Annotated in this window: 18 protein-coding genes; 8 read left to right on the top strand and 10 right to left on the bottom strand. The window is 66.0% G+C overall.

Annotated elements, in window-relative coordinates; translation table 11 throughout:
* Positions 1-12 precede the first annotated feature (12 nt).
* The 3 genes from QX132_RS27800 to QX132_RS27790 form a co-directional block, all read right to left on the bottom strand.
* Positions 13-1,806: a peptide ABC transporter substrate-binding protein gene (locus QX132_RS27800; RefSeq protein WP_316163362.1), complete on the bottom strand. Its 1,794-nt coding sequence runs from the start codon at positions 1,804-1,806 to the stop codon at positions 13-15.
* Positions 1,807-2,194: 388 nt separating this feature from the next.
* Positions 2,195-2,521: a hypothetical protein gene (locus QX132_RS27795; RefSeq protein ID WP_410052901.1), complete on the bottom strand. Its 327-nt coding sequence runs from the start codon at positions 2,519-2,521 to the stop codon at positions 2,195-2,197.
* 9 nt (positions 2,522-2,530) lie between these two features.
* Positions 2,531-2,788, bottom strand: a complete 258-nt coding sequence (locus QX132_RS27790) for a hypothetical protein (RefSeq protein WP_315734477.1) — start codon at positions 2,786-2,788, stop codon at positions 2,531-2,533.
* Positions 2,789-2,930: 142 nt separating this feature from the next.
* Here QX132_RS27790 and QX132_RS27785 point away from each other — a divergent pair, with 142 nt between their 5' ends.
* Positions 2,931-4,439 (top strand): diguanylate cyclase, encoded by a 1,509-nt coding sequence (locus QX132_RS27785; protein WP_315783610.1) that lies wholly within the window; start codon positions 2,931-2,933, stop codon positions 4,437-4,439.
* Between the two features lie 46 nt (positions 4,440-4,485).
* Here QX132_RS27785 and QX132_RS27780 read toward each other — a convergent pair whose 3' ends face one another.
* Complete coding sequence (locus tag QX132_RS27780) at positions 4,486-5,367, bottom strand: UTP--glucose-1-phosphate uridylyltransferase (RefSeq protein ID WP_315734482.1); 882 nt, start codon at positions 5,365-5,367, stop codon at positions 4,486-4,488.
* A 219-nt stretch (positions 5,368-5,586) separates the two neighbouring features.
* On the opposite strand from QX132_RS27780, the gene QX132_RS27775 reads away from it, so the two are divergent.
* Both QX132_RS27775 and QX132_RS27770 read left to right on the top strand, forming a co-directional pair.
* Positions 5,587-6,981 (top strand): lytic murein transglycosylase, encoded by a 1,395-nt coding sequence (locus QX132_RS27775; RefSeq protein ID WP_316163361.1) that lies wholly within the window; start codon positions 5,587-5,589, stop codon positions 6,979-6,981.
* Between the two features lie 139 nt (positions 6,982-7,120).
* On the top strand, positions 7,121-8,860 hold the full coding sequence (locus QX132_RS27770) for a DUF459 domain-containing protein (protein ID WP_316163360.1): 1,740 nt from the start codon (positions 7,121-7,123) through the stop codon (positions 8,858-8,860).
* A gap of 139 nt (positions 8,861-8,999) precedes the next feature.
* Here the strand turns inward: QX132_RS27770 and QX132_RS27765 are convergent, their stop codons facing one another.
* From QX132_RS27765 to QX132_RS27755, 3 genes are all read right to left on the bottom strand, one after another.
* Positions 9,000-9,371, bottom strand: coding sequence for a CsbD family protein (locus QX132_RS27765; RefSeq protein WP_315783615.1), 372 nt, complete (start codon positions 9,369-9,371; stop codon positions 9,000-9,002).
* Between the two features lie 74 nt (positions 9,372-9,445).
* Positions 9,446-10,180: an SDR family oxidoreductase gene (locus QX132_RS27760; RefSeq protein ID WP_315734491.1), complete on the bottom strand. Its 735-nt coding sequence runs from the start codon at positions 10,178-10,180 to the stop codon at positions 9,446-9,448.
* Positions 10,181-10,300: 120 nt separating this feature from the next.
* Entirely contained in the window at positions 10,301-11,443 is a 1,143-nt protein-coding gene (locus QX132_RS27755; RefSeq protein ID WP_316163359.1) for a PQQ-dependent sugar dehydrogenase, read from the bottom strand.
* Positions 11,444-11,579: 136 nt separating this feature from the next.
* Between QX132_RS27755 and QX132_RS27750 the strand changes: the two genes are divergently transcribed.
* Positions 11,580-12,359, top strand: a complete 780-nt coding sequence (locus tag QX132_RS27750; RefSeq protein WP_316163358.1) for an SDR family NAD(P)-dependent oxidoreductase — start codon at positions 11,580-11,582, stop codon at positions 12,357-12,359.
* A 136-nt stretch (positions 12,360-12,495) separates the two neighbouring features.
* Entirely contained in the window at positions 12,496-13,383 is an 888-nt protein-coding gene (locus QX132_RS27745; protein ID WP_315797043.1) for a TauD/TfdA family dioxygenase, read from the top strand.
* A 204-nt stretch (positions 13,384-13,587) separates the two neighbouring features.
* Here the strand turns inward: QX132_RS27745 and QX132_RS27740 are convergent, their stop codons facing one another.
* Positions 13,588-14,238, bottom strand: a complete 651-nt coding sequence (locus QX132_RS27740) for a YqgE/AlgH family protein (RefSeq protein WP_315713870.1) — start codon at positions 14,236-14,238, stop codon at positions 13,588-13,590.
* Positions 14,239-14,374: 136 nt separating this feature from the next.
* On the opposite strand from QX132_RS27740, the gene QX132_RS27735 reads away from it, so the two are divergent.
* The 3 genes from QX132_RS27735 to QX132_RS27725 all read left to right on the top strand — a co-directional run bounded on the left by QX132_RS27735 (position 14,375) and on the right by QX132_RS27725 (position 17,537).
* Positions 14,375-15,214, top strand: a complete 840-nt coding sequence (locus QX132_RS27735; protein ID WP_316163357.1) for a protein-disulfide reductase DsbD domain-containing protein — start codon at positions 14,375-14,377, stop codon at positions 15,212-15,214.
* 111 nt (positions 15,215-15,325) lie between these two features.
* Positions 15,326-16,702 (top strand): lipopolysaccharide biosynthesis protein, encoded by a 1,377-nt coding sequence (locus QX132_RS27730; protein ID WP_316163356.1) that lies wholly within the window; start codon positions 15,326-15,328, stop codon positions 16,700-16,702.
* 175 nt (positions 16,703-16,877) lie between these two features.
* Positions 16,878-17,537, top strand: coding sequence for a L,D-transpeptidase (locus QX132_RS27725; RefSeq protein ID WP_315753347.1), 660 nt, complete (start codon positions 16,878-16,880; stop codon positions 17,535-17,537).
* 30 nt (positions 17,538-17,567) lie between these two features.
* On the opposite strand, the gene QX132_RS27720 is transcribed toward QX132_RS27725, so the two are convergent.
* Together QX132_RS27720 and QX132_RS27715 are read right to left on the bottom strand one after the other, a co-directional pair.
* Positions 17,568-18,119: an RNA 2'-phosphotransferase gene (locus QX132_RS27720; RefSeq protein ID WP_316163355.1), complete on the bottom strand. Its 552-nt coding sequence runs from the start codon at positions 18,117-18,119 to the stop codon at positions 17,568-17,570.
* A gap of 10 nt (positions 18,120-18,129) precedes the next feature.
* On the bottom strand, positions 18,130-18,381 hold the full coding sequence (locus QX132_RS27715) for a SemiSWEET transporter (RefSeq protein WP_315713865.1): 252 nt from the start codon (positions 18,379-18,381) through the stop codon (positions 18,130-18,132).
* Positions 18,382-18,480 lie beyond the last annotated feature (99 nt).

Below are 18,480 nucleotides of genomic sequence, written 5' to 3'. Positions count from 1 at the left end.
GCTGGCCGCGCGTCAGCTCGCCCGATACCAGGTGGCGATGAACGCCAGATCGTTGTCCCAGCCGCTCTTGTACAGCACCATGCCGTTTTTCACGCCGATCGCATTGAGCCGGTTGATCTCCGGCAGGACGTAGTTGTCGCGCACGACGAGATCGTTGAGCTTGATGAACAGTGCGGCGCGCTTGACCGGATCGAGCTCGCTCTGGGCCAGCTTGTAGGTCTCGTCATACTCCTTGTTCTGCCAGCGGCAGATGTTGCGGCCCTGCCACTTGTTCTCCTTGGTCGCGGCCTCGGTGGACACGAACTGGTTCATGAAGAACTGCGGATCCGCCTGCGGCATCGTGGTCTGATACATCTGCATGTCGCAGTAGAAATGCGAGTAGGTGTCGGGGTTCGCGACGTCCGAGGAGAAGAACACCGACGCGACCACCGACTTCAGCTCGACCTCGATGCCGGCCTTCTGGAACGCCTGCTTGATGATCGCCTGGTTCTTCTGGCGCGGGCCGTTGATCGAGGTCTGGAACACGAATTTGAGCGGCTTGCCGTCCTTCTCGCGGATGCCGGAGGCGCCCTTCTTCCAGCCGGCCGCATCGAGGATCTGGCTGGCCTTTTCGATCGAGAACTCGAAGCTGTTGTTCTTCGAACGGAAGCGTTCGGGATTGTTGAGGAAGTTCGGCGTCGCGACGCCGGCGCGTCCATAGATGAACTTCTGCACCGACGCACGGTCGATCAGCAGATTGATCGCCTTGCGCACCTCGGGATCGGAGAACAGCGGGTGCTTGGTCTTCAGGCTGGCGCGCTCGCCGTCGACCTCGACATTGGGATCGGTGACGTTGAGGCCGATATATTCGATGTTGCCGGTCAGCGTCAGCTCGGTCTTGCCCTGGCCGCCCGCCTCGAGCTTGGTCAGGATCTCGTCCTCGACCTGCAGATTGTAGGCGTAGTCGTATTCACCGGTCTGCAGCACCGCGCGCGCAGCGGAGACGGCATCGCCGCCGCCCTTGATCTCGACCGTGTCGAAATAGGGCTGCGTCGGCACGTGATAGTCCGGGAAGCGCTTGCCGGCGACGGTGTCGCCCGGCTTGAAGTCCACGAACATGTAGGGACCGGTACCGACCGGCTTCAGGTTCGCCGGCGCCTCGCGCGACTTCGCGCCGATATAATCCGCAAAGTGATGCTTGGGGATGATGCAGCCGAACGAGGCGACGAAGGCATCGGCCCAGAACGGCGTCGGCTGCGGAAAGATCAGCTTCACGGTCAGATCGTCGATCTTCTCGATCGACTTGACGTTCTTGTAGCTGCCGATCGAGACCGCCGAGGTCTCGGGGTTGTTGGCGTATTCCCAATTGAAGATGACGTCGTCGGCGGTGAACGGCTTGCCGTCGTGCCATTTGACGCCCTTTTTCAGCTTCCAGGTCACCGACAAACCGTCGGCCGCAAGACCGCCATTCTCCTTGCTCGGAATCTCCGCGGCGAGAATCGGCACCAGATTGCCGTCCTTGTCCCATCCAGCCAGCGGTTCGTAGAACAGGCGGCTGGCCTCCTGGTCCTTGGTGCCGATGGCGAAATGCGGATTGAGCAGCGTCGGCGCCTGCCAGAGCAGCAGCTTGAGCGGACCGCCGCCACCGGCCTTGGTCGGCTTGTAGGCGATGGCTTGGGCGGCCACGGCGACGCCGGAATGGGCGAGCATCGCGCCGGCCGTCGGCGCGGTTAGCCCCACGGCAATCATCCGCTGCACAAATTCGCGCCGTGACAGGCGTCCTGCTTTGACATCAGCGATCTGGCTACGGAGATCACGCTCGTTCATCAATCGACTCCAAAGGTGGTGCTGAATGCCAAAAAACGCGTCCCCGTCTTGCATCGATCGGGAACTGCATAAAATTGGATCAGCCTTCGAAGCGACTGTCAAAGCAGAATCCGGGCCAATTCCGCAATAAAGAACGGATCGATTGTCGCACTTCGCAGATGCGGAAAGATTGACTGCGAGTCACATCCCGGAAAATGGAACTACGTCGCTAGCGACGGTCGCCACACACCGGAATGTTCTGCTTCGGCATGAACGCCCTCGATGTGCGCTCAGCTCTCGCGACACCAGTTCGGCAACTGCCAGATGTCGTTGTCCCATTCCGAGGAACGGCCCTACAAACCTTTGCGGATGCCGCTGACGCGCGTACCCGGCGACGCCATCGTGATCATCAGCATCTCCATGTCGCAGTAGACGTGCGTGTAGGTGTCGGAATTGGCGACGTCGCTGGAGAAGAACGCCGAGCCACCACCGACTTCGGCTCGAGCTCGATGGCCGCCTTCTGGCAGGCCTGCGTGACGATGACATGGTTCTTCGGCCGCGGGACGTTGGTGGAGATCTGGACTACGAGCTTGAGCGGCTTGCCGCCCTTCTCGCGAATGCCGCTCGCGCCCTCCTTCCAGCCGGCGTTCTCCAAAATCTCGATCGCCTCGTCGAGGTTGAACTCGAAGCGCGCCACCGCCCGGAAAGCAGGATGCAGGCCAATTGCCGCGGGCACGGATGCAGCTCAGCGCTCCGGCTTCAGCTTGCGGAAGCGGACACCCTTGCCATCCGGCAGCCGGGTCGCGACATAGCCTGCCGCCAGGCAGGCCTCGCGCTGCGGCATTTTCTCCTGCGGGCTCCGCAGGCTGTCCCACCACGAGGCGCGCTGCGCGGCGCGCGGCAGGCTGTCGCCGATCAACTCCTCGATCTCGTCGAGGCTGAGCACCAGCTCGGGGCGGGTCTGCCGCTTGAGGTAATCTCGAAGCGCATCATAGTCCGGCAAGTCTCGACTCCATCGTACCAGCGCGTGTGCGGCCGCCTTGACGACAGGCACCGCGAACGCAACGACTCGTTAACCTAACATGCGTTACTTCGGCTTTATCCGTCAGTCTACGGATGGGACTCCACGGGGACGGGACGATCCGATGCGCTGGGAACGCCGAACGGGCCGGGCGACGCAGCCTTGGCGGGTCTCGGCGCGCACGCTGATCACCTGCTCCATCTCGACCATCATCGGTTTCTCCGCCATCTGCGCCAGCGTCATGATCGACCTGCGCCGGAGCGAGGAGGTCCGCGCCCGGCAGGCGCTGGAGAACATGGCCGCCAGCATCGGCGCCGACATCAGCCGCAACGTCGAGCTCTACGATCTCTCGCTGCGGGCGGTGGCCAGCAACATGTTGCTGCCCGAAATCAACGAGGTCAGCAAGCCGGTCCGCCAACTGATCCTGTTCGACCGTTCGTCCACCGCGAAGAATTTCGGCACCATCCAGGTGTTCGATGCCCGCGGACGGCTGTCGCTCGAGTCGTCGACGCTCGACCCGCTGCCGGAGGACCGCAGCGACGCCGATTTCTTCCAGGTGCATCGCGACCGGCCCGACACCGGACTCTATGTCGGGCGGCCCGCCCAGCATCATGGCCAATATTCCATCGTTCTCAGCCGCCGCATCTCGACGCCGGACGGACGCTTCGCCGGCGTCGTCGCCGGCTCGATCCGCCTCGGCTATTTCCGCGACCTGTTCGCACGGCTCACGCTCGGGTCAGGCGACAACATCACCGTGCTCCGGCGCGACGGCACCGTCGTCGTCGGCGCGCCGTTCGATTCGGCCGCGATCGGCCGCAATCTGGCGCGGGCGCCGGCCGTGACCCGCGCGCTCACCGAGCCGTCCGGCTGGTCGAGCAGCTATGGCGCGCTGGACGATCTGCCGCGGCTCCTGGTCTGGCGCAACGGCAATGAGCCGCTGGTCGTGATCGCCAGCAAGTCGTGGGACAGCGTCTACGCATACTGGCGCAATGAGGCTGCAGAGATCGGGGCGATGATGCTGGCGCTGATCGTGTTCGTCCTGGCCGCGACGCAGGTCGCCGCGCGCGAGATCCAGCTCCGGGCGAAGATCGAATCCAGGCTGGAGCAGCTCGCGACCACGGATCCGCTGACGGGCCTGAAGAATCGGCGCAAGTTCGACGAGACGATCGAACTCGAATGGTGGCGGGCGCAGCGCACCGGCGCGCCGCTGGGGCTGCTGATGATCGATGCCGATCACTTCAAGAGCTACAACGACACCCATGGGCACCAAGCCGGCGATCAGGTGCTGGTCGGCATTGCCGTGTGCATCTCCGATTCGGTGCGGCGCGCCGGCGACTGCGCCGCGCGCTATGGCGGCGAGGAGTTCGCGGTGCTGCTGCCGGGGACCTCGGAAGCGGATGCGCTGCGCGTCGCGGAGACGATCCGCAGCAAGGTCAAGCTGTGGGCGGGAGAAGCGTGCACCACCTCGATCAGCATCGGCGCCGCCAGCGTCACGCCGTCGCGCGACACCGATTGGACCGGCCTGCTGAACGCCGCCGACCGCGCCCTCTACATGGCCAAGGCCGCCGGCCGTAACCGCTGCGCCAGCGCAGCGGTGCGTCACCCGTCACCCGCGGCCTCGCTGGCGGCGTGATGCCGCCAACCGCCTCGAAGGCGCGGCATTTCTCGCCGGCTTGGCCTCAGCCCTTGCCTTCGAGATAGCGCTTCATGTCCTCGCGCAGGCCATCGCGCAGGTCGGCCCGCGCCATGCCGAAGGCGATGTTGGCGCGCAGGAAGCCGGACTTCGAGCCGCAATCGTGCCGCTCGCCGTCGAAATCCACGCCATAGAATTTCTGTGTCTTCGACAATCCGATCATCGCGTCGGTGAGTTGGATCTCGCCGCCGGCGCCGCGCTCCTGCGTCGCCAGGATCTGGAAGATCTCAGGCTGCAAGATGTAGCGCCCGGTGATCGAGAAGTTCGACGGCGCGGTGCCCTTGGCCGGCTTCTCGACCATGCCGTCGACCTCGAAGATCTTGCCGTCGCGCTTGCCGACGCCGCAGATGCCGTATTGATGGGTCTGGTCGGCGGGCACTTCCTGCACCGCCAGCACGTTGCTCTTCTCCGGAAGCTTGCTCGCCGCCGCGATCATCTGCGCCAGGCACCCCGGCGAGTTCAGCACCAGCTCGTCCGGCAGCACCACCGCGAACGGCTCGTCACCGACGATGTCGCGCGCGCACCACACGGCATGGCCGAGGCCGAGCGGCGCCTGCTGACGGGTGAAGCTGACCGCGCCGGCCTCCGGCTGGTCGCGCGCCAGGATCTCGATCTCGGTCTTCTTGCCGCGCGCCGCGAGCGTCGCGTCGAGCTCGTACATGCGGTCGAAATGATCCTCGATCGCGGTCTTGTTGCGCCCGGTCACGAATACGAAATGCTCGATGCCCGCCTCCTTGGCTTCGTCGAAGACGTATTGGATGAGCGGCCTGTCGACGATCGTCAGCATTTCCTTCGGCATCGCCTTGGTGGCGGGAAGGACGCGGGTGCCGAGACCGGCGACCGGAAAAACGGCTTTGCGGATCTTCATGGGGATGACTAGACCTTGTGGCGATATGAATGCGAAATCGATCGCATTTTAGGTAGCTCGTTTGCAGCCGAGAACAAAGGCGGATGTTGGGTCCAGTGTTCCGCTCGACACGAACCGAACGGCTAAATTTCGCTGCGGAAATCGTTAACCTTGTTAATCTCCCGTTAAGCAGGACCGGGCCTCGTGGAGCCCGATCTTCCATGCGGTCTGGATCGAGACATGATGCGACGGAACGTGATGCTGACAGCTCTGAAGGCCGGTGCTGGCGCGGCGGTTCTGGTCACGGCGTTGACGGTGGTGTCTGGTTCCGCTGTCGCGCAATCCGGCGGCGGGCCGCTGAACTTTCTCGACGGCCTGTTCACGGGCACCCCGACCAAGGGCAACCCCGCCCCCAACCAGCCCCCCGCCGCCGGCGGGCCGCAGCCGTGGAGCGGCGAGGACGGCGCCTCCGGCCATCCGCTGATGACGGCGGCCGCGATCCGCGAAGCCGCCGGCAATTTCGACAATTGCGTCGCCGGCATGTGGCCAGATGCCGCACGGCGCAACATCACGCAGGACAATTTCCAGCGCTTCACCGCCGGCCTGTCGCCGGACCTGCGCATCATGGACCTGCTCGACGCGCAGCCCGAATTCACCAAGTCGATCTGGGACTATCTCGACATCCTGGTGAACGACAACCGGCTGGCGAAAGGCCGCGAGGTGCTGGCGACGTACAAGCCGCAGTTCGATGCGGCCGAGCGCGCCTATGGCGTCGACCGTTACATTATCGCTTCGATCTGGGGCATCGAGTCCAACTACTCGACCCAGATCGGCGACCGCAGCGTGCTTCAGTCGACCGCGACGCTCGCCTGCATCGGCCGCCGCCAGGCCTATTTCAAGGACGAGTTCCTCTCCGCCCTGGAGATCCTCAATCGCGGCGATTTGCGCCCCGAGCAGATGCGCGGCTCGTGGGCAGGCGCCTTCGGCCCGACCCAGTTCATGCCGACCGCGTTCAAGCGCTTCGCCGTCGATGCCGACGGCGATGGCCGCCGCGACGTCGTCGACAATCCGGCCGACCTGATCGCCTCGACCGCCAACAATCTGAAGAAGGACGGCTGGCAGAGCGGCCAGAGCTGGGGCTACGAGGTCGTGGTGCCCCAGGGCTTCAACTACATGCTCGCTGACCGCGCCAAGAGCATGAGCTTCGGCCAGTGGGAACAGCTCGGCCTGCGGCGAGCCAACGGTCAGCCGTTCCCGGCCAGCGCCGAAAAGGCCTATCTGCTGGCGCCGGCCGGCGCCCAGGGCCCCGGCTTCCTGATGCTGCAGAACTTCCGCGTCATCATGAAATACAACCCGGCGGAAGCCTATGCGCTGGCGATCGGCCACTTCGCCGACCGTCTGCGGGGCGGACCGCCGTTCGTTCAGGCCTGGCCGCGCGAGGAGCGGACACTGTCGCGCGGCGAGCGGCTCGAGCTGCAGCAATTGCTCGCCGAGCGCGGATTTTACCGCGGAACGCCGGACGGCCAGTTCGGTGGCCAGACGCGCGAGGCGCTGCGGAACTTCCAGGCCTCGATCGGGGCGCCGGCGGACGGATTTGCCACCTCGGACGTGCTCGAACGGCTGCGGGCGCGCTGATCACAGCCCAATCTGCCCTGCCGGTAACCGTGTGGGGCGATTACCGATGCCATCAACACCATCCGGTGAATGCCCGTTTGCGGCCTGATTCGCGTCCTATTATATGGATTGTCACGATCTCGCCGCGCGACGGGTGCGCATGTCAAAGCTGAAGTCCATCCTCAAGCTGTTGAACGAGCCCGGCCCGCTGGTCGTGCTGGCGGTCGTCATCGCCATGCTCGTCGGCATCGCCGGCCCCGCCTCGGCCCAGTTCTTCAACTTCAACCCGTTCGCCTCGCCCCGCCCGGCGCCGCGCGGCGGTGGAGGTGGCGGAGGTTGGTTCGGCGGCGACTTCTTTACTCCGTTCCCGCAGCAACAGCCGAAGAGGGTGATCCAGGACTATTCCAAGGCGCCGCCGCCGGAGAAGCGTGACGGCGCGCCGGACCGCTATGTGCTGGTGCTCGGCGACGCCATGGCCGACTGGCTCGCCTATGGCCTGGAAGAGGCCTATTCCGAGCAGCCCGACATGGGCGTGACCCGCAAGATCAGGACCACTTCGGGCCTCATCAAGTACCAGCCCAAGGGCGAGCCGGCCGACTGGGCCGCCGCCGCCAAGGGCATCCTGGCGACCGAGCGCGCCGACGCCATCGTCATCATGCTCGGCCTCAACGACCGCATCTCGCTGCGCGAGCCCGCGATGGAGAAGACCGAGAAGCCCGACGACAAGAAGGGCGACAAGACCAAGAAGGATGCCAAGGCCAAGCCTGGTGAGACAAAGCCCGGTGAGGCCAAGCCGGGCGAAGCCAAGCCGGATGGCAAGGCCGACACGGCGGCCAAGCCCGACGACAAGGCTGCCGATACCGATCTGCCGCAGGACGAGGCCGACAACGACACGCCCGCGGTCGCGGCACCGGAGAAGGCCGCCCGCTCGCCGGGCGGCCTCTATGAGTTCCGGGACGAGCGCTGGGTCGAGCTCTACACGAAGAAGATCGAGGAGATGATCGCGATCGCCAAGAGCAAGGGCGTGCCCGTGCTCTGGGTCGGCCTGCCTGCGGTTCGCGGTCCCAAGGGCACGGCGGACACGCTGTTCCTCGATTCGCTGTATCGCGATGCGGCCGGCAAGGCCGGCATCACCTATGTCGACGTCTGGGATGGCTTTGTCGACGAGTCCGGCCGCTTCCTGCAGAAGGGGCCGGACTTCGAAGGCCAGATCCGGCAGCTGCGCTCCTATGACGGCGTGTATTTCACCAAGCCGGGCGCACGCAAGCTCGCCCACTATGCCGAGCGTGAGATCAACCGGCTGCTCGCGGCCCGTTCAGCGCCGCTCGAATTGCCGAACGAGCCGGCGACGCCGGACGCCAATGCCGTGCCCGGCCAGCCGGTGCCGCGGCCGGTCGCCGGCCCGATCCTGCCGCTGGTGGCGTCATCCGTCGGCACCGACCAGTTGCTGGGCGGCCCCGGCTCCCGACCTGCGGCGGTCGATGCGCTGGCGGCCCGGACCCTGGTCAAGGGCGAGGCGTTGAGCCCGCCCGCCGGCCGCGCCGACGATTTCGCGTGGCCCCGCCGCGAGGTTGGGCGCGAGCAGGCCAAGGAGCCGCCGAAGGAGTTCACCCGGCCCGAGGCGCCGATGGCCGCGACCTCGCCGGCGGAAGCAACTCCGGCCGCGCAGGGACCGGTGCCGCCGCAGCCGAGGCAGAAGCGGCTGACGACGCCGGCGGCGCCCGCCCAGCAGCCGCCAGCCCAAACGCAGCAGCCGAATCAGGGCGTCCGCGACTTCTTTGGCTTCGGCGCGCCTCAGCAGCCGGCGCGGCCGCCCGCCGCGCGCAATCCGAACGCGCCGCCGCGGCCGCCAGGATTGGTCGGCCGCTCGGCAGCAGCGCTGGAGACCCAGGGCCGCTGATCGTGACCGCATTTCGGCGCTGAGGGCGGTCGACGCGGATCATTCCGGAACAAGATGCCCCATGACAAATCGGCCCGCATTCGAGAACGAATGCGGGCCGATTTTCATCTGATCGTCCGTCAGCGGGGCTGTTGCAGCCTCAGTAGCGCCAGCGCTGCGGCGGCTGCGGCCGGCTCGGCGAGCGCATCAGCATCGCCAGCAGGAAGCCGATGCCGCCGGCGACCAGGAGTGCACCTATCGGATTGTCCTGAACCCGCTTGGTCAGGGCCTGCGTGCCGTCACGCAGCGTTTCGGAGCCGTTGCCGAACGTATCCTTGGCGAAATCCATCGCCGCATCGCCGGCCTCGCGCGCCGCGTCCTTGGCCTGGCCATACATGTTCTGCACGACGCCCGAAGCCTCGCGTGCACGGCCCGACGCCTGCGTGCTCTTGTCGCCCAACATCTCGCCGACGCCGCCTTCGATCTTGCCTGCGACATCCTTGGCCGTACCGGTCAGCCGATCCTGATCCATTGCCGCTCTCCTTCTCTGCATTGTGCGGGATTGCTGGCCTGCTAACCGGCCAGCACGGCGCAGGTTCCGGACCACTACAAAATCAGGCCGCCGTCGACGACGAGGGTCTGGCCGATGATGTAGGACGATAGCGGCGAAGCCAGGAACAGCGCGGCACCGGCCATGTCCTGCGGCGTGCCCAACCGCCGCAGCGGGATGCGCTGCAGCGCGCTCTCGAGACGCTTCGGATTGGCGGTCGTCACCTTGGTCATCTTGGTGTCGACGAGACCGGGCGCGATCCCGTTGACGCGGATGCCGTCCTCCGCCCACGCCTCCGCCAGGGTTCGCGTCAATCCCATCGCACCGGTCTTCGAGGCGTTGTAGGCCGGGTTGCCCATGGTGGAATGATAGGCCGCGGTCGACGAGACGATGATGAGCGCGCCCTTGGCGTCGCGCAGCCGGCCGTGAAATTTCGTCGCACAGGCCATCAGGCTGATGAGGTTGACCTCGACCACCTTGCGGAAGCCGTCCATGGCGAACTCGCCGCGCCGGTAGAGCACCGCGCCTTGCGCCAGCACGAGCACGTCGAGACGATCGAGTTGCGGTGCGAAGCTCTCGATCGCGCCGGGATCGCTCACATCGAGCTGATGGTAGTTCAACCCCACGAGATCGGAGCCCTCGTCTGCGGCATAATCGGCAGCACTCGGTCGCGTGCCGCTGATATCGACGCGCGCGCCCTGCGCGCGAAACGCCTGCGCAATGCCGTTGCCGATGCCGCTCGAGCCGCCGATCACCAGCACCGAGCGTCCCGTGAAATCGAGCGCGTTCATCTCCCCACTCCTTCTATTGTTATTTGTCGGATGGTGTGGGGATCAGCGCAGGCCCTGTCAACGGCATCGCGGCTGTGGCGACACCGGCATCGGCGCCTTCGCATCAATGCTGCTGCGCAGCTACTTCATCGGTGTCAGCCGCAGCAGGCGGCCGGGCGAGTCGTCCTCGATCACCCAGACGGCGCCGTCCGGCGCCACGGCCACATCGCGGATGCGCTCGCCCATGTCCCAGCGCTCGGCCTCGTCAGGCTGACCATCGGCCCGGAAGGCAACGCGGACCAGCGCTTGAACCCGCAGGCCCCCGATCAGCGCCGATCCCTTCCATTGCGGAAACATCGGACCATCATAGAAGACCAGGCCGGCCGGCGCGATCACAGGATCCCAATAGAGCGGCGGCGACGTGAGGTCCGGCCGCGTCGCATGACGCGGGATCGGCGTGCCGTCGTAATTGTCGCCGTTCGACACCAGCGGCCAGCCGTAGTTCTTGCCAGGCTCGATCAGGTTCAGCTCGTCGCCGCCGCGCGGTCCCATCTCGTGCAGCCAGAGCCTGCCATCGGGCGCGAAGGCGAGCCCGTAGGGATTGCGGTGGCCGGTGGTCCATGTCTGCGCCGGCACGCCCTTGTCCTCGGCCATGGGATTGTCCGACGGCGTCGCGCCGTCGAGATTGAGCCTGAGCACCTTGCCGCGCGCCTGCCGCGGATCCTGGGCGCTGTTCGGCTGCATGCGGTCGCCGACGGTCAGGAACAGATGCGCTCCCGAGGGATCGAACGCGACGATGCCGCCGGGCTGCCCACCGCCGCCGGCCGGCGTCTGGCGCCAGATCACGGTGGGGTCGGTCAGCGTGGCGTTGTCATTCGAAACCGACAACACGGCACGGGTCAGTACGAGCCGGCTGCCCTCGCCGCTCGGCTCGGTGTAGGTGAGATAGATCTGCGACGTCGTCGCGAAGCTCGGCGACACCGCAATGTCCAAGAGACCGTTCTGTCCGCGCGCAGCGACCGCGGGCACGTTGCCGATCTGGATCTTCTTCCCACCTTGCGTGACCAGAAAGATCCGGCCCGGCTTCTCCGTGACCAGCATCCGCCCATCGGGCAGGAAGGCGATGGCCCAGGGCGTATCGAACTCGGCAACGCTCCGCGCGTCGAACGGCCGCAACGCGCTGGCCCTGCGACCGCCGGCATTGATGCCGTCGGCATGCGCTGCCGTGGTTGCGATCAGTCCCACCACCAACGCCAAGCGCATGAAGATCTTGGAGAGCGCCATGATCACTCCGGTTTGTTGATCCCTGTCGTAGGCAACGCAAATTCGGCCACGCCGGATGAGTGCCTACCGAATGCGTCCGATCAGTGTTAATCCCGGCAGCGCGCATGCGATGCGCATTTTTCCGTGAGCCGCAAATATGCACCAGCACAGGCAACTCAGCCGCTCGGTCAAGGGATTGACCGTCCTGATCACCGGCGCGGCGTCGGGGATGGGGCGCGCGGCCGCGCGCGTGTTCGCCGATGAAGGCGCCAGCGTCGCAGTCACCGATATCGATGAGGACGGGGCCGGCGCCGTGGCGGCGGATATCCTGGCCTGCGGCGGAACAGCGCGTGCATGGCGGCTCGACCTCGCCGACCGCGACGCCATCAGCGCCGTCGTCGGCGAGGCCGCGGCGCATTTCGGCGGGCTCGACATCCTCGTCAACAATGCCGGCATCTCGGTCCGTGTCGCGATCGACGACGAGGCTTACGACGAGGCCTGGGCGAGAGGGCTTGCGATCATGCTGACGGCGCAGCAGCGCGTCATCCGCGCCGCGCTTCCGCATCTGCGCCGCTCATCCAGCCCGCGCATCGTCAACATCGCCTCGACCGAGGCGCTCGGCGCAACGGCGCTGCACAGCGCCTATTCCGCGGCGAAAGCAGGCGTGACTGGATTGACGCGCTCGCTCGCCGTCGAGCTCGGCCGCGACGGCATCACCGTCAACTGCATCTGCCCGGGCCCGATCACGACCGCGATGACCGCGCGCATTCCTGACGAGCAGAAGGCGGTCTACGCGCGGCGCCGCACCGCGCTTGGCCGCTATGGCGATCCCGAAGAAGTCGCGCACATGACCTTGAGCCTGTGCCTGCCGGCCGCCTCGTTCGTCACCGGAGCGGTGATCCCGGTGGACGGCGGGCTGATGGCCCGCAACGCATGACGTCTGACGCGCCGGCATGACAGCCGTGCGCGCGGCGCTCCGCGCCTTGCGTTGACTTCGCACATCGCCGGCGTAGCCTCTTGCTTCAGAAGAAGCGGACAGGAGTCCGCCGTCATGAGGACGTGAGGAGGACACCATGGCGATCGCCATCCGGCAGTTGCATCCGCATTTCGTCGGCGAAGTGTCCGGTGTCGATCTGCGCAAGAGTCTCGCTCGGGACGAGGTCGCGCAGTTGCAGGCCGCGATCGATCACTACGCCGTTCTCGTATTTCACGATCAGGACGTCACCGACGAGCAGCAGCTCGCCTTCGCGCTCAGCTTCGGCGACCGCGAGCAGGCGCGCGGCGGCACCGTCACCAAGAAGGAGGATTACCGCCTCACCACCGGCCTCAACGACGTCTCCAATCTCGGCAAGGATGGCAAGCCGCTGCCATCAGACCATCGCACGCATCTGTTCAATCTCGGCAACTGCCTGTGGCACTCCGACAGCTCGTTCCGGCCGATCCCGGCGAAGTACTCGATCCTGTCGGCGCGAATCGTGAACCCGAAGGGCGGCAACACCGAATTCGCCGACATGCGCGCCGCCTATGACGCGCTCGACCAGGACACCAAGGACGAGATCGAGGATCTCGTCTGCGAACATTCGCTGATGTATTCGCGCGGCTCGCTCGGCTTCCTCGACTACACCGATGAGGAGAAGGAGATGTTCAAGCCGGTCAGGCAGCGGCTGGTCCGCACCCATCCGGCGCATGGCCGCAAGTCGCTGTATCTGTCGTCGCATGCCGGCGCCGTGCTCGGCATGAGCATGCCGGAAGGGCGGCTGCTGTTGCGCGACCTCACCGAGCATGCGACGCAGCCCGAGTTCGTCTACGTCCACAAATGGACGCTGCACGATCTGATCATGTGGGACAACAGGCAGACCATGCACCGCGTGCGCCGCTACGATCAGTCGCAACCGCGCGACATGCGCCGCGCCACCGTGGCCGGCACCGAGCCGACGGTGGCGCAGCAGGCGGCGGAGTAGTTCTGACTTCAGCAGAGATGCGCGGCCTCATCCCTCTCCATGTCGTCATTGCGAGGAGCGAAGCGCAGAGGCAATCCAGACTGCATCCGCGGTGGACATTCTGGATTGCTTCGCTGCGCTCGCAATGACGACGGAGAGGCAGAGCGCCCCATTAAGCCTTCTCTGATCCCAGCGAGCGCGGGGGCTCCAACCGGACGATAAGGCCTATGCGTGCCCGGCGGCGTTGGACAGCATGCCCGGATCGATGCCGATCTTGCGCAGCGCGAGATCGTATTTGGCGTCGACATTGTCGCCGAAGATCAGCTCCGGATCGGCGTCGCAGTGCAGCCAGCCATTGTCCTGGATCTCTTCCTCCAGCTGGCCCGCGCGCCAGCCGGCATAGCCGAGGGCGAGGATGGCGTGCTTCGGACCGTCGCCCTTGGCGATCGCCTTGAGAATGTCGATCGTCGTCGTCAGGCAGACGCCGTCGTTGATCTTCAAGGTCGCGTTGGCGATGAAGTAGTCGCTCGAATGCAGCACGAAGCCGCGTCCGGTATCGACCGGGCCGCCGCTCAGCACCTTCATGGTCTCGGCGCTGTCGGGCAGGCTGATCTGATCGCTCTTCTCGATGATATTCAGTTGCATCAACAGCTGAGGGAAGTCGATGCTGCCCGCCGGCCGGTTCACCATGATACCCATGGCGCCCTCAGCCGAGTGCGCGCAGAGATAGATCACCGAGCGCTCGAAACGGGAATCGCCCATCACGGGCATTGCAACCAGCAGCTGGCCGTCGAGGTAACCACCGTGAGAGGTGTGATCCCCGATCCCTGTCACTTTGCGGCGAATGTCGCCCAGCCTTTTTGCCTCAGGATTCATCCGCAAGGACTCTCATGATCATTGATATCCTGATATTGGGATGCGCATCTGTCAATCAAGGTTCAGGTCCTCGCGAGGAAATCTGCTCACAAGCATTTCAATGGTTTGCGCCCGAACCGCACTCTAAAGACGTCTCATGTCCGCCTTGGTTCCTCACCACTCTGCCACACTGCTCGTCGCGACCGTCGTATCATCCTGCCTTGCGTTCGGTGCGCAGGCGCAGGATTCCTCGCCCTGGCAGCGCGACAGCCACTCCGCGGTGCGCCTGCTCGCGGGCTCGCGCAGCGGTCCCGTCATGCTGGGCGGCATCGCCCTTGCGCTGCAGCCGGGATGGAAGACCTATTGGCGAACGCCCGGCGATTCAGGCGTGCCGCCGCGGTTCGACTTTTCCAAGTCGGAGAACGTCGAAGCGGTGACGGTTCTGTGGCCCGCGCCGACAAAGTTCGACGACGGCGCCGGCGGACACTCGCTCGGCTATCATGATCAGGTCGTGCTGCCGCTGCGCATCGTCGCCAAGAACGCCGACAAGCCGATGACCCTGCGCGCCGACATCAGCTACGCGGTCTGCGAGAAGATCTGCATTCCCGTCGAAGCGAAGGCCGAGCTCGCCTTCACCAGCGTCGCCAGCACCGAGGATACGGCACTCTCGGCGGCCCTCGACACTGTGCCGAAGCCGGCCACCGTCGGCGATGCCAATCCCTTGACGATCCGCGACGTCAAGCGCGACGGCCAGAAGGACGTCATCGTCGACGTGGCCGTCGCCGATCCGCGCAGTGTCCAGCTCTATGTCGAGGGGCCGACGCCGGACTGGGCGCTGCCGATCCCGACCGTGCGCGACAGCGGCATACCGGGCATCAAGCGCTTCGCCTTCGAGCTCGACGGCGTTCCGCCCGGCGTGAAGCCGGACGGCGCGGCCCTGAAATTCACGCTGGTCGGCCCCGACAAGGCCTACGAGTTCAACTTCAATCTGCCTTGACGGCTGTAGCGCCGGGCGAGCGAGGCGGGGCCGGTCCAACTCAATCTTAACGTTGCGTTGATAGGGAGGACCATCGCCGCCATCCGCGCGGCCGTGGAGCCGGACCCCGCCGTGGCCGTGATGGATGCCCGCAACGCCCCCGCATCGACCGGCCTCGCAGGCCGGCTGAAGGCGCGCTTGGCTGCGCTCGGCGGCAGCGGCGAGGCGTCGCTGACGCGCCGCCTGGCCGGCACCATCTTCCTGATCCGCGTGCTCAGCGCGGGCCTCGCCTATCTCAGCCAGATCCTGCTCGCGCGCTGGATGGGCGGCTCGGACTACGGCACCTACGTCTATGTCTGGACCTGGGTGCTGCTGCTCGGCAGCATGCTGGATGTCGGCATCGCCTCCTCGGCGCAGAAGATCATTCCGGACTACCGCACCGCGGGCCAGCGGGCGCTGCTGCGCGGCTTCCTCTCCGGCGGACGCTGGCTGACGCTGGCGACGTCCACCGCTGCGGCGCTGCTGCTCGCCGGCCTGATCGCGCTGCTGTCGCCGTGGATCGACGCCAGCGAGCGCATGCCGCTCTATCTCGGCTGCCTGACCCTGCCCGCCTTCGTCGTCGCCAACACCCAGGACGGCATCGCCCGCTCGCACGACTGGATGACGCTCGGCCTGATGCCGCAATTCATCATCCGCCAGACGCTGATCATCGGCTTCACGGCGGGCGCCTTCGTGCTCGGCCTCGATCTCGGCGCCACCGCGGCGATGGCCGCGAGCGCGGCGGCAGTGTGGCTCGCGATGCTCGGCCAGATGCTGGTGCTGAACCATAGGCTCGGCCGCCACATCGAGCCGGGCCCCAGACAATATGATCTCCGCGGCTGGCTCGCGATCTCGCTGCCGATCCTCTTGGTCGAGAGCTTCTACCTGCTGCTGTCCTACACCGACGTGCTGGTGCTGCAGCAATTCCGCTCCTCGGAGGAGGTCGGGATCTATTTCGCCGTGGTGAAGACGCTCGCGCTGGTGTCGTTCATCCACTACGCGATGTCGGCGACGACGGCGCATCGCTTCGCCGAGTACCACGCGCTCGGCGACAAAGCGCGGCTGTCGGCCTATGTCGCGCATGCGATCAAGTGGACATTCTGGCCGTCGCTCGCGGCGACCTTGGTGCTGCTCGCGCTCGGCAAGCCGCTGCTGTTTCTGTTCGGCGCGCAGTTCACCGCCGGCTACGACATCATGTTCATCGCCGCGATCGGCCTCGTCGTGCGGTCGGCGATCGGTCCGGTGGAGCGACTGTTGAACATGCTGGGCCAGCAGCGCGCCTGCGCCATGGCCTATGCGGCGGCCTTCGTCATGAACCTCGTGCTCTGCATCCTGCTGGTTCCGCAGTTCGGCGGCTACGGCGCCGCGGCCGCAACCTCGCTGTCGCTGGCCTTCGAGACCGTGCTGCTGTTCCGCATCGTCAAGCAGCGGCTCGGGCTGCACGTCCTCGCCTTCGGCAAGGCATCTTGAGGGAACCAAGTTGACGCATCTGTTGCGTCATCTTGGCCTCGCCTTGGCGGAACTGCGGGCGCGGTGCCGCCACACCTCGTCCCGCGCGGCGATCACGCAAGTGTTGGGTGCAACGCCTTGATATTGGCGCGATCCTCCGGGCAGGTGACTTGATCGCGCTCTGGGGGAGAATGAGATGTCGAGACTGGGGGTCGCACTCTCGCTGGCCGGAACCCTGATGCTGGCCGGCTGCATGGAAGCGACGCTGTCGCCATCGACCGATGCGGCGTTGACGCCGCGCGACCGCCAGTTGCTTGCGCACGCCCCCTATGCCGAGGCGCAGATCCCGCAACAGTTCCAGCGCCACATCGTCGAATACACCCGGCAGGAACAGCCGGGCACGATCGTCGTCGATACCGATGCGCGGTTCCTGTACTACGTGCTGCCCGACCGCAAGGCGATCCGCTACGGCGTCGCCGTTGGCGAGGAGGCGATGGCCTTCTCCGGCGTCGCCACGGTCGGCAAGCTCGCCGAATGGCCGGACTGGATTCCAACCGCCGACATCCAGGCGCGCCTCGGGCCGTATCCGAAGCGCGTCGCCGGCGGCCCGGCCAATCCGCTCGGCGCCCGCGCGATCTATCTCTACGAGGGCAACAAGGACACCCTGTACCGCATCCACGGCACCAACCAGCCCGAATATATCGGCCAGGCGATCTCATCCGGCTGCATCCGCATGACCAACACCGACGTCGCCGACCTCTACAATCACGTCCAGCTCGGATCGACTGTGGTCGTGCTGCCGCCGGGACAGAGCGTCGCGTCCACCACCGCGAGCGTGTTCGCGCGCCGCAGCTGATATCGCGACGTTCTGCGACGCGCGCGCGGGTTACGGCGCGGGGTCGACGCTCAGGTACTCCGGAGGCACGTGGTCGGTCAGCCAGACGCCGTTGTCCGCAACGAAGAACTTCAAACGATCCCGATGCATCGCTGCGGCATCGACGCGCAGCACGATGGGCTCGCCGTGCCGGCGCCCGACATTGACGGCCGTCGCCTCATCCCAAGACAGATGCACCTGCTGGCGTGACTGCGGCCTCAAGCCTTCTGCCATGATTGCTTCGACGAAGCGCGTCGCCGTTCCGTGATACAGCACGGCGGGCGGCTCGCGCGGGGTCAAGCCAAGCTCCACCGCCACCGAATGTCCCTGCGCCGCCCGAATGCGCTGCCCGTCCTGCGAGACCGTGAAGCGCTTCTTGTCGCTGGTCGCAACCACCTGCTCCAGATCGGCCCGGCTGAGGACGGTCCCCGCCGCCGCCGCGCGCGCGATCAGATCATCGATGATCGCCCAGCCCTGCGCATCCAGCACCAAGCCGATTGCATCTGGCTGGTGGCGCAGCACGAGACTGAGGAACTTGCTCAAGCGGACCGGATCGAAGGCCATCGTCTGCATCCTAGCCGTAGCGCAGCTTCAGGCCGAGGATCGCGGCCACCAAGCCCAGCGTGATCGCGTTGGCGACGACCAGCGGCAGGTCGCTGATCAGCGCGCCGTAGAGCAGCCACATCGAGTTGCCGGTGGTCTGCAGCACGAACATGCCCATCGAGATGTCATGGGTCGAGCGCGACCGCCAGGCCTTGATGACCTGGGGCAGGAACGAGCTCGTGGTGCAGATGGCGGCGCCGAGGCCGATGATCGTGGTCAGCAAGGTCAGGGGTCCGTGCGCTGGTCGTGGAAACGCACGCTTGTAGAATGGACCGCGCCGAAGCGAAACCCGCCTCGGCGCGAAACTGGTGCCTCGTTCGGC

The sequence above is a fragment of the Bradyrhizobium sp. SZCCHNRI20481 genome (assembly GCF_032485055.1).
GTDB lineage: Bacteria > Pseudomonadota > Alphaproteobacteria > Rhizobiales > Xanthobacteraceae > Bradyrhizobium.
Note: the sequence above shows the minus strand (reverse complement) of the source record. Positions and strands in the feature narration are given on the sequence as shown.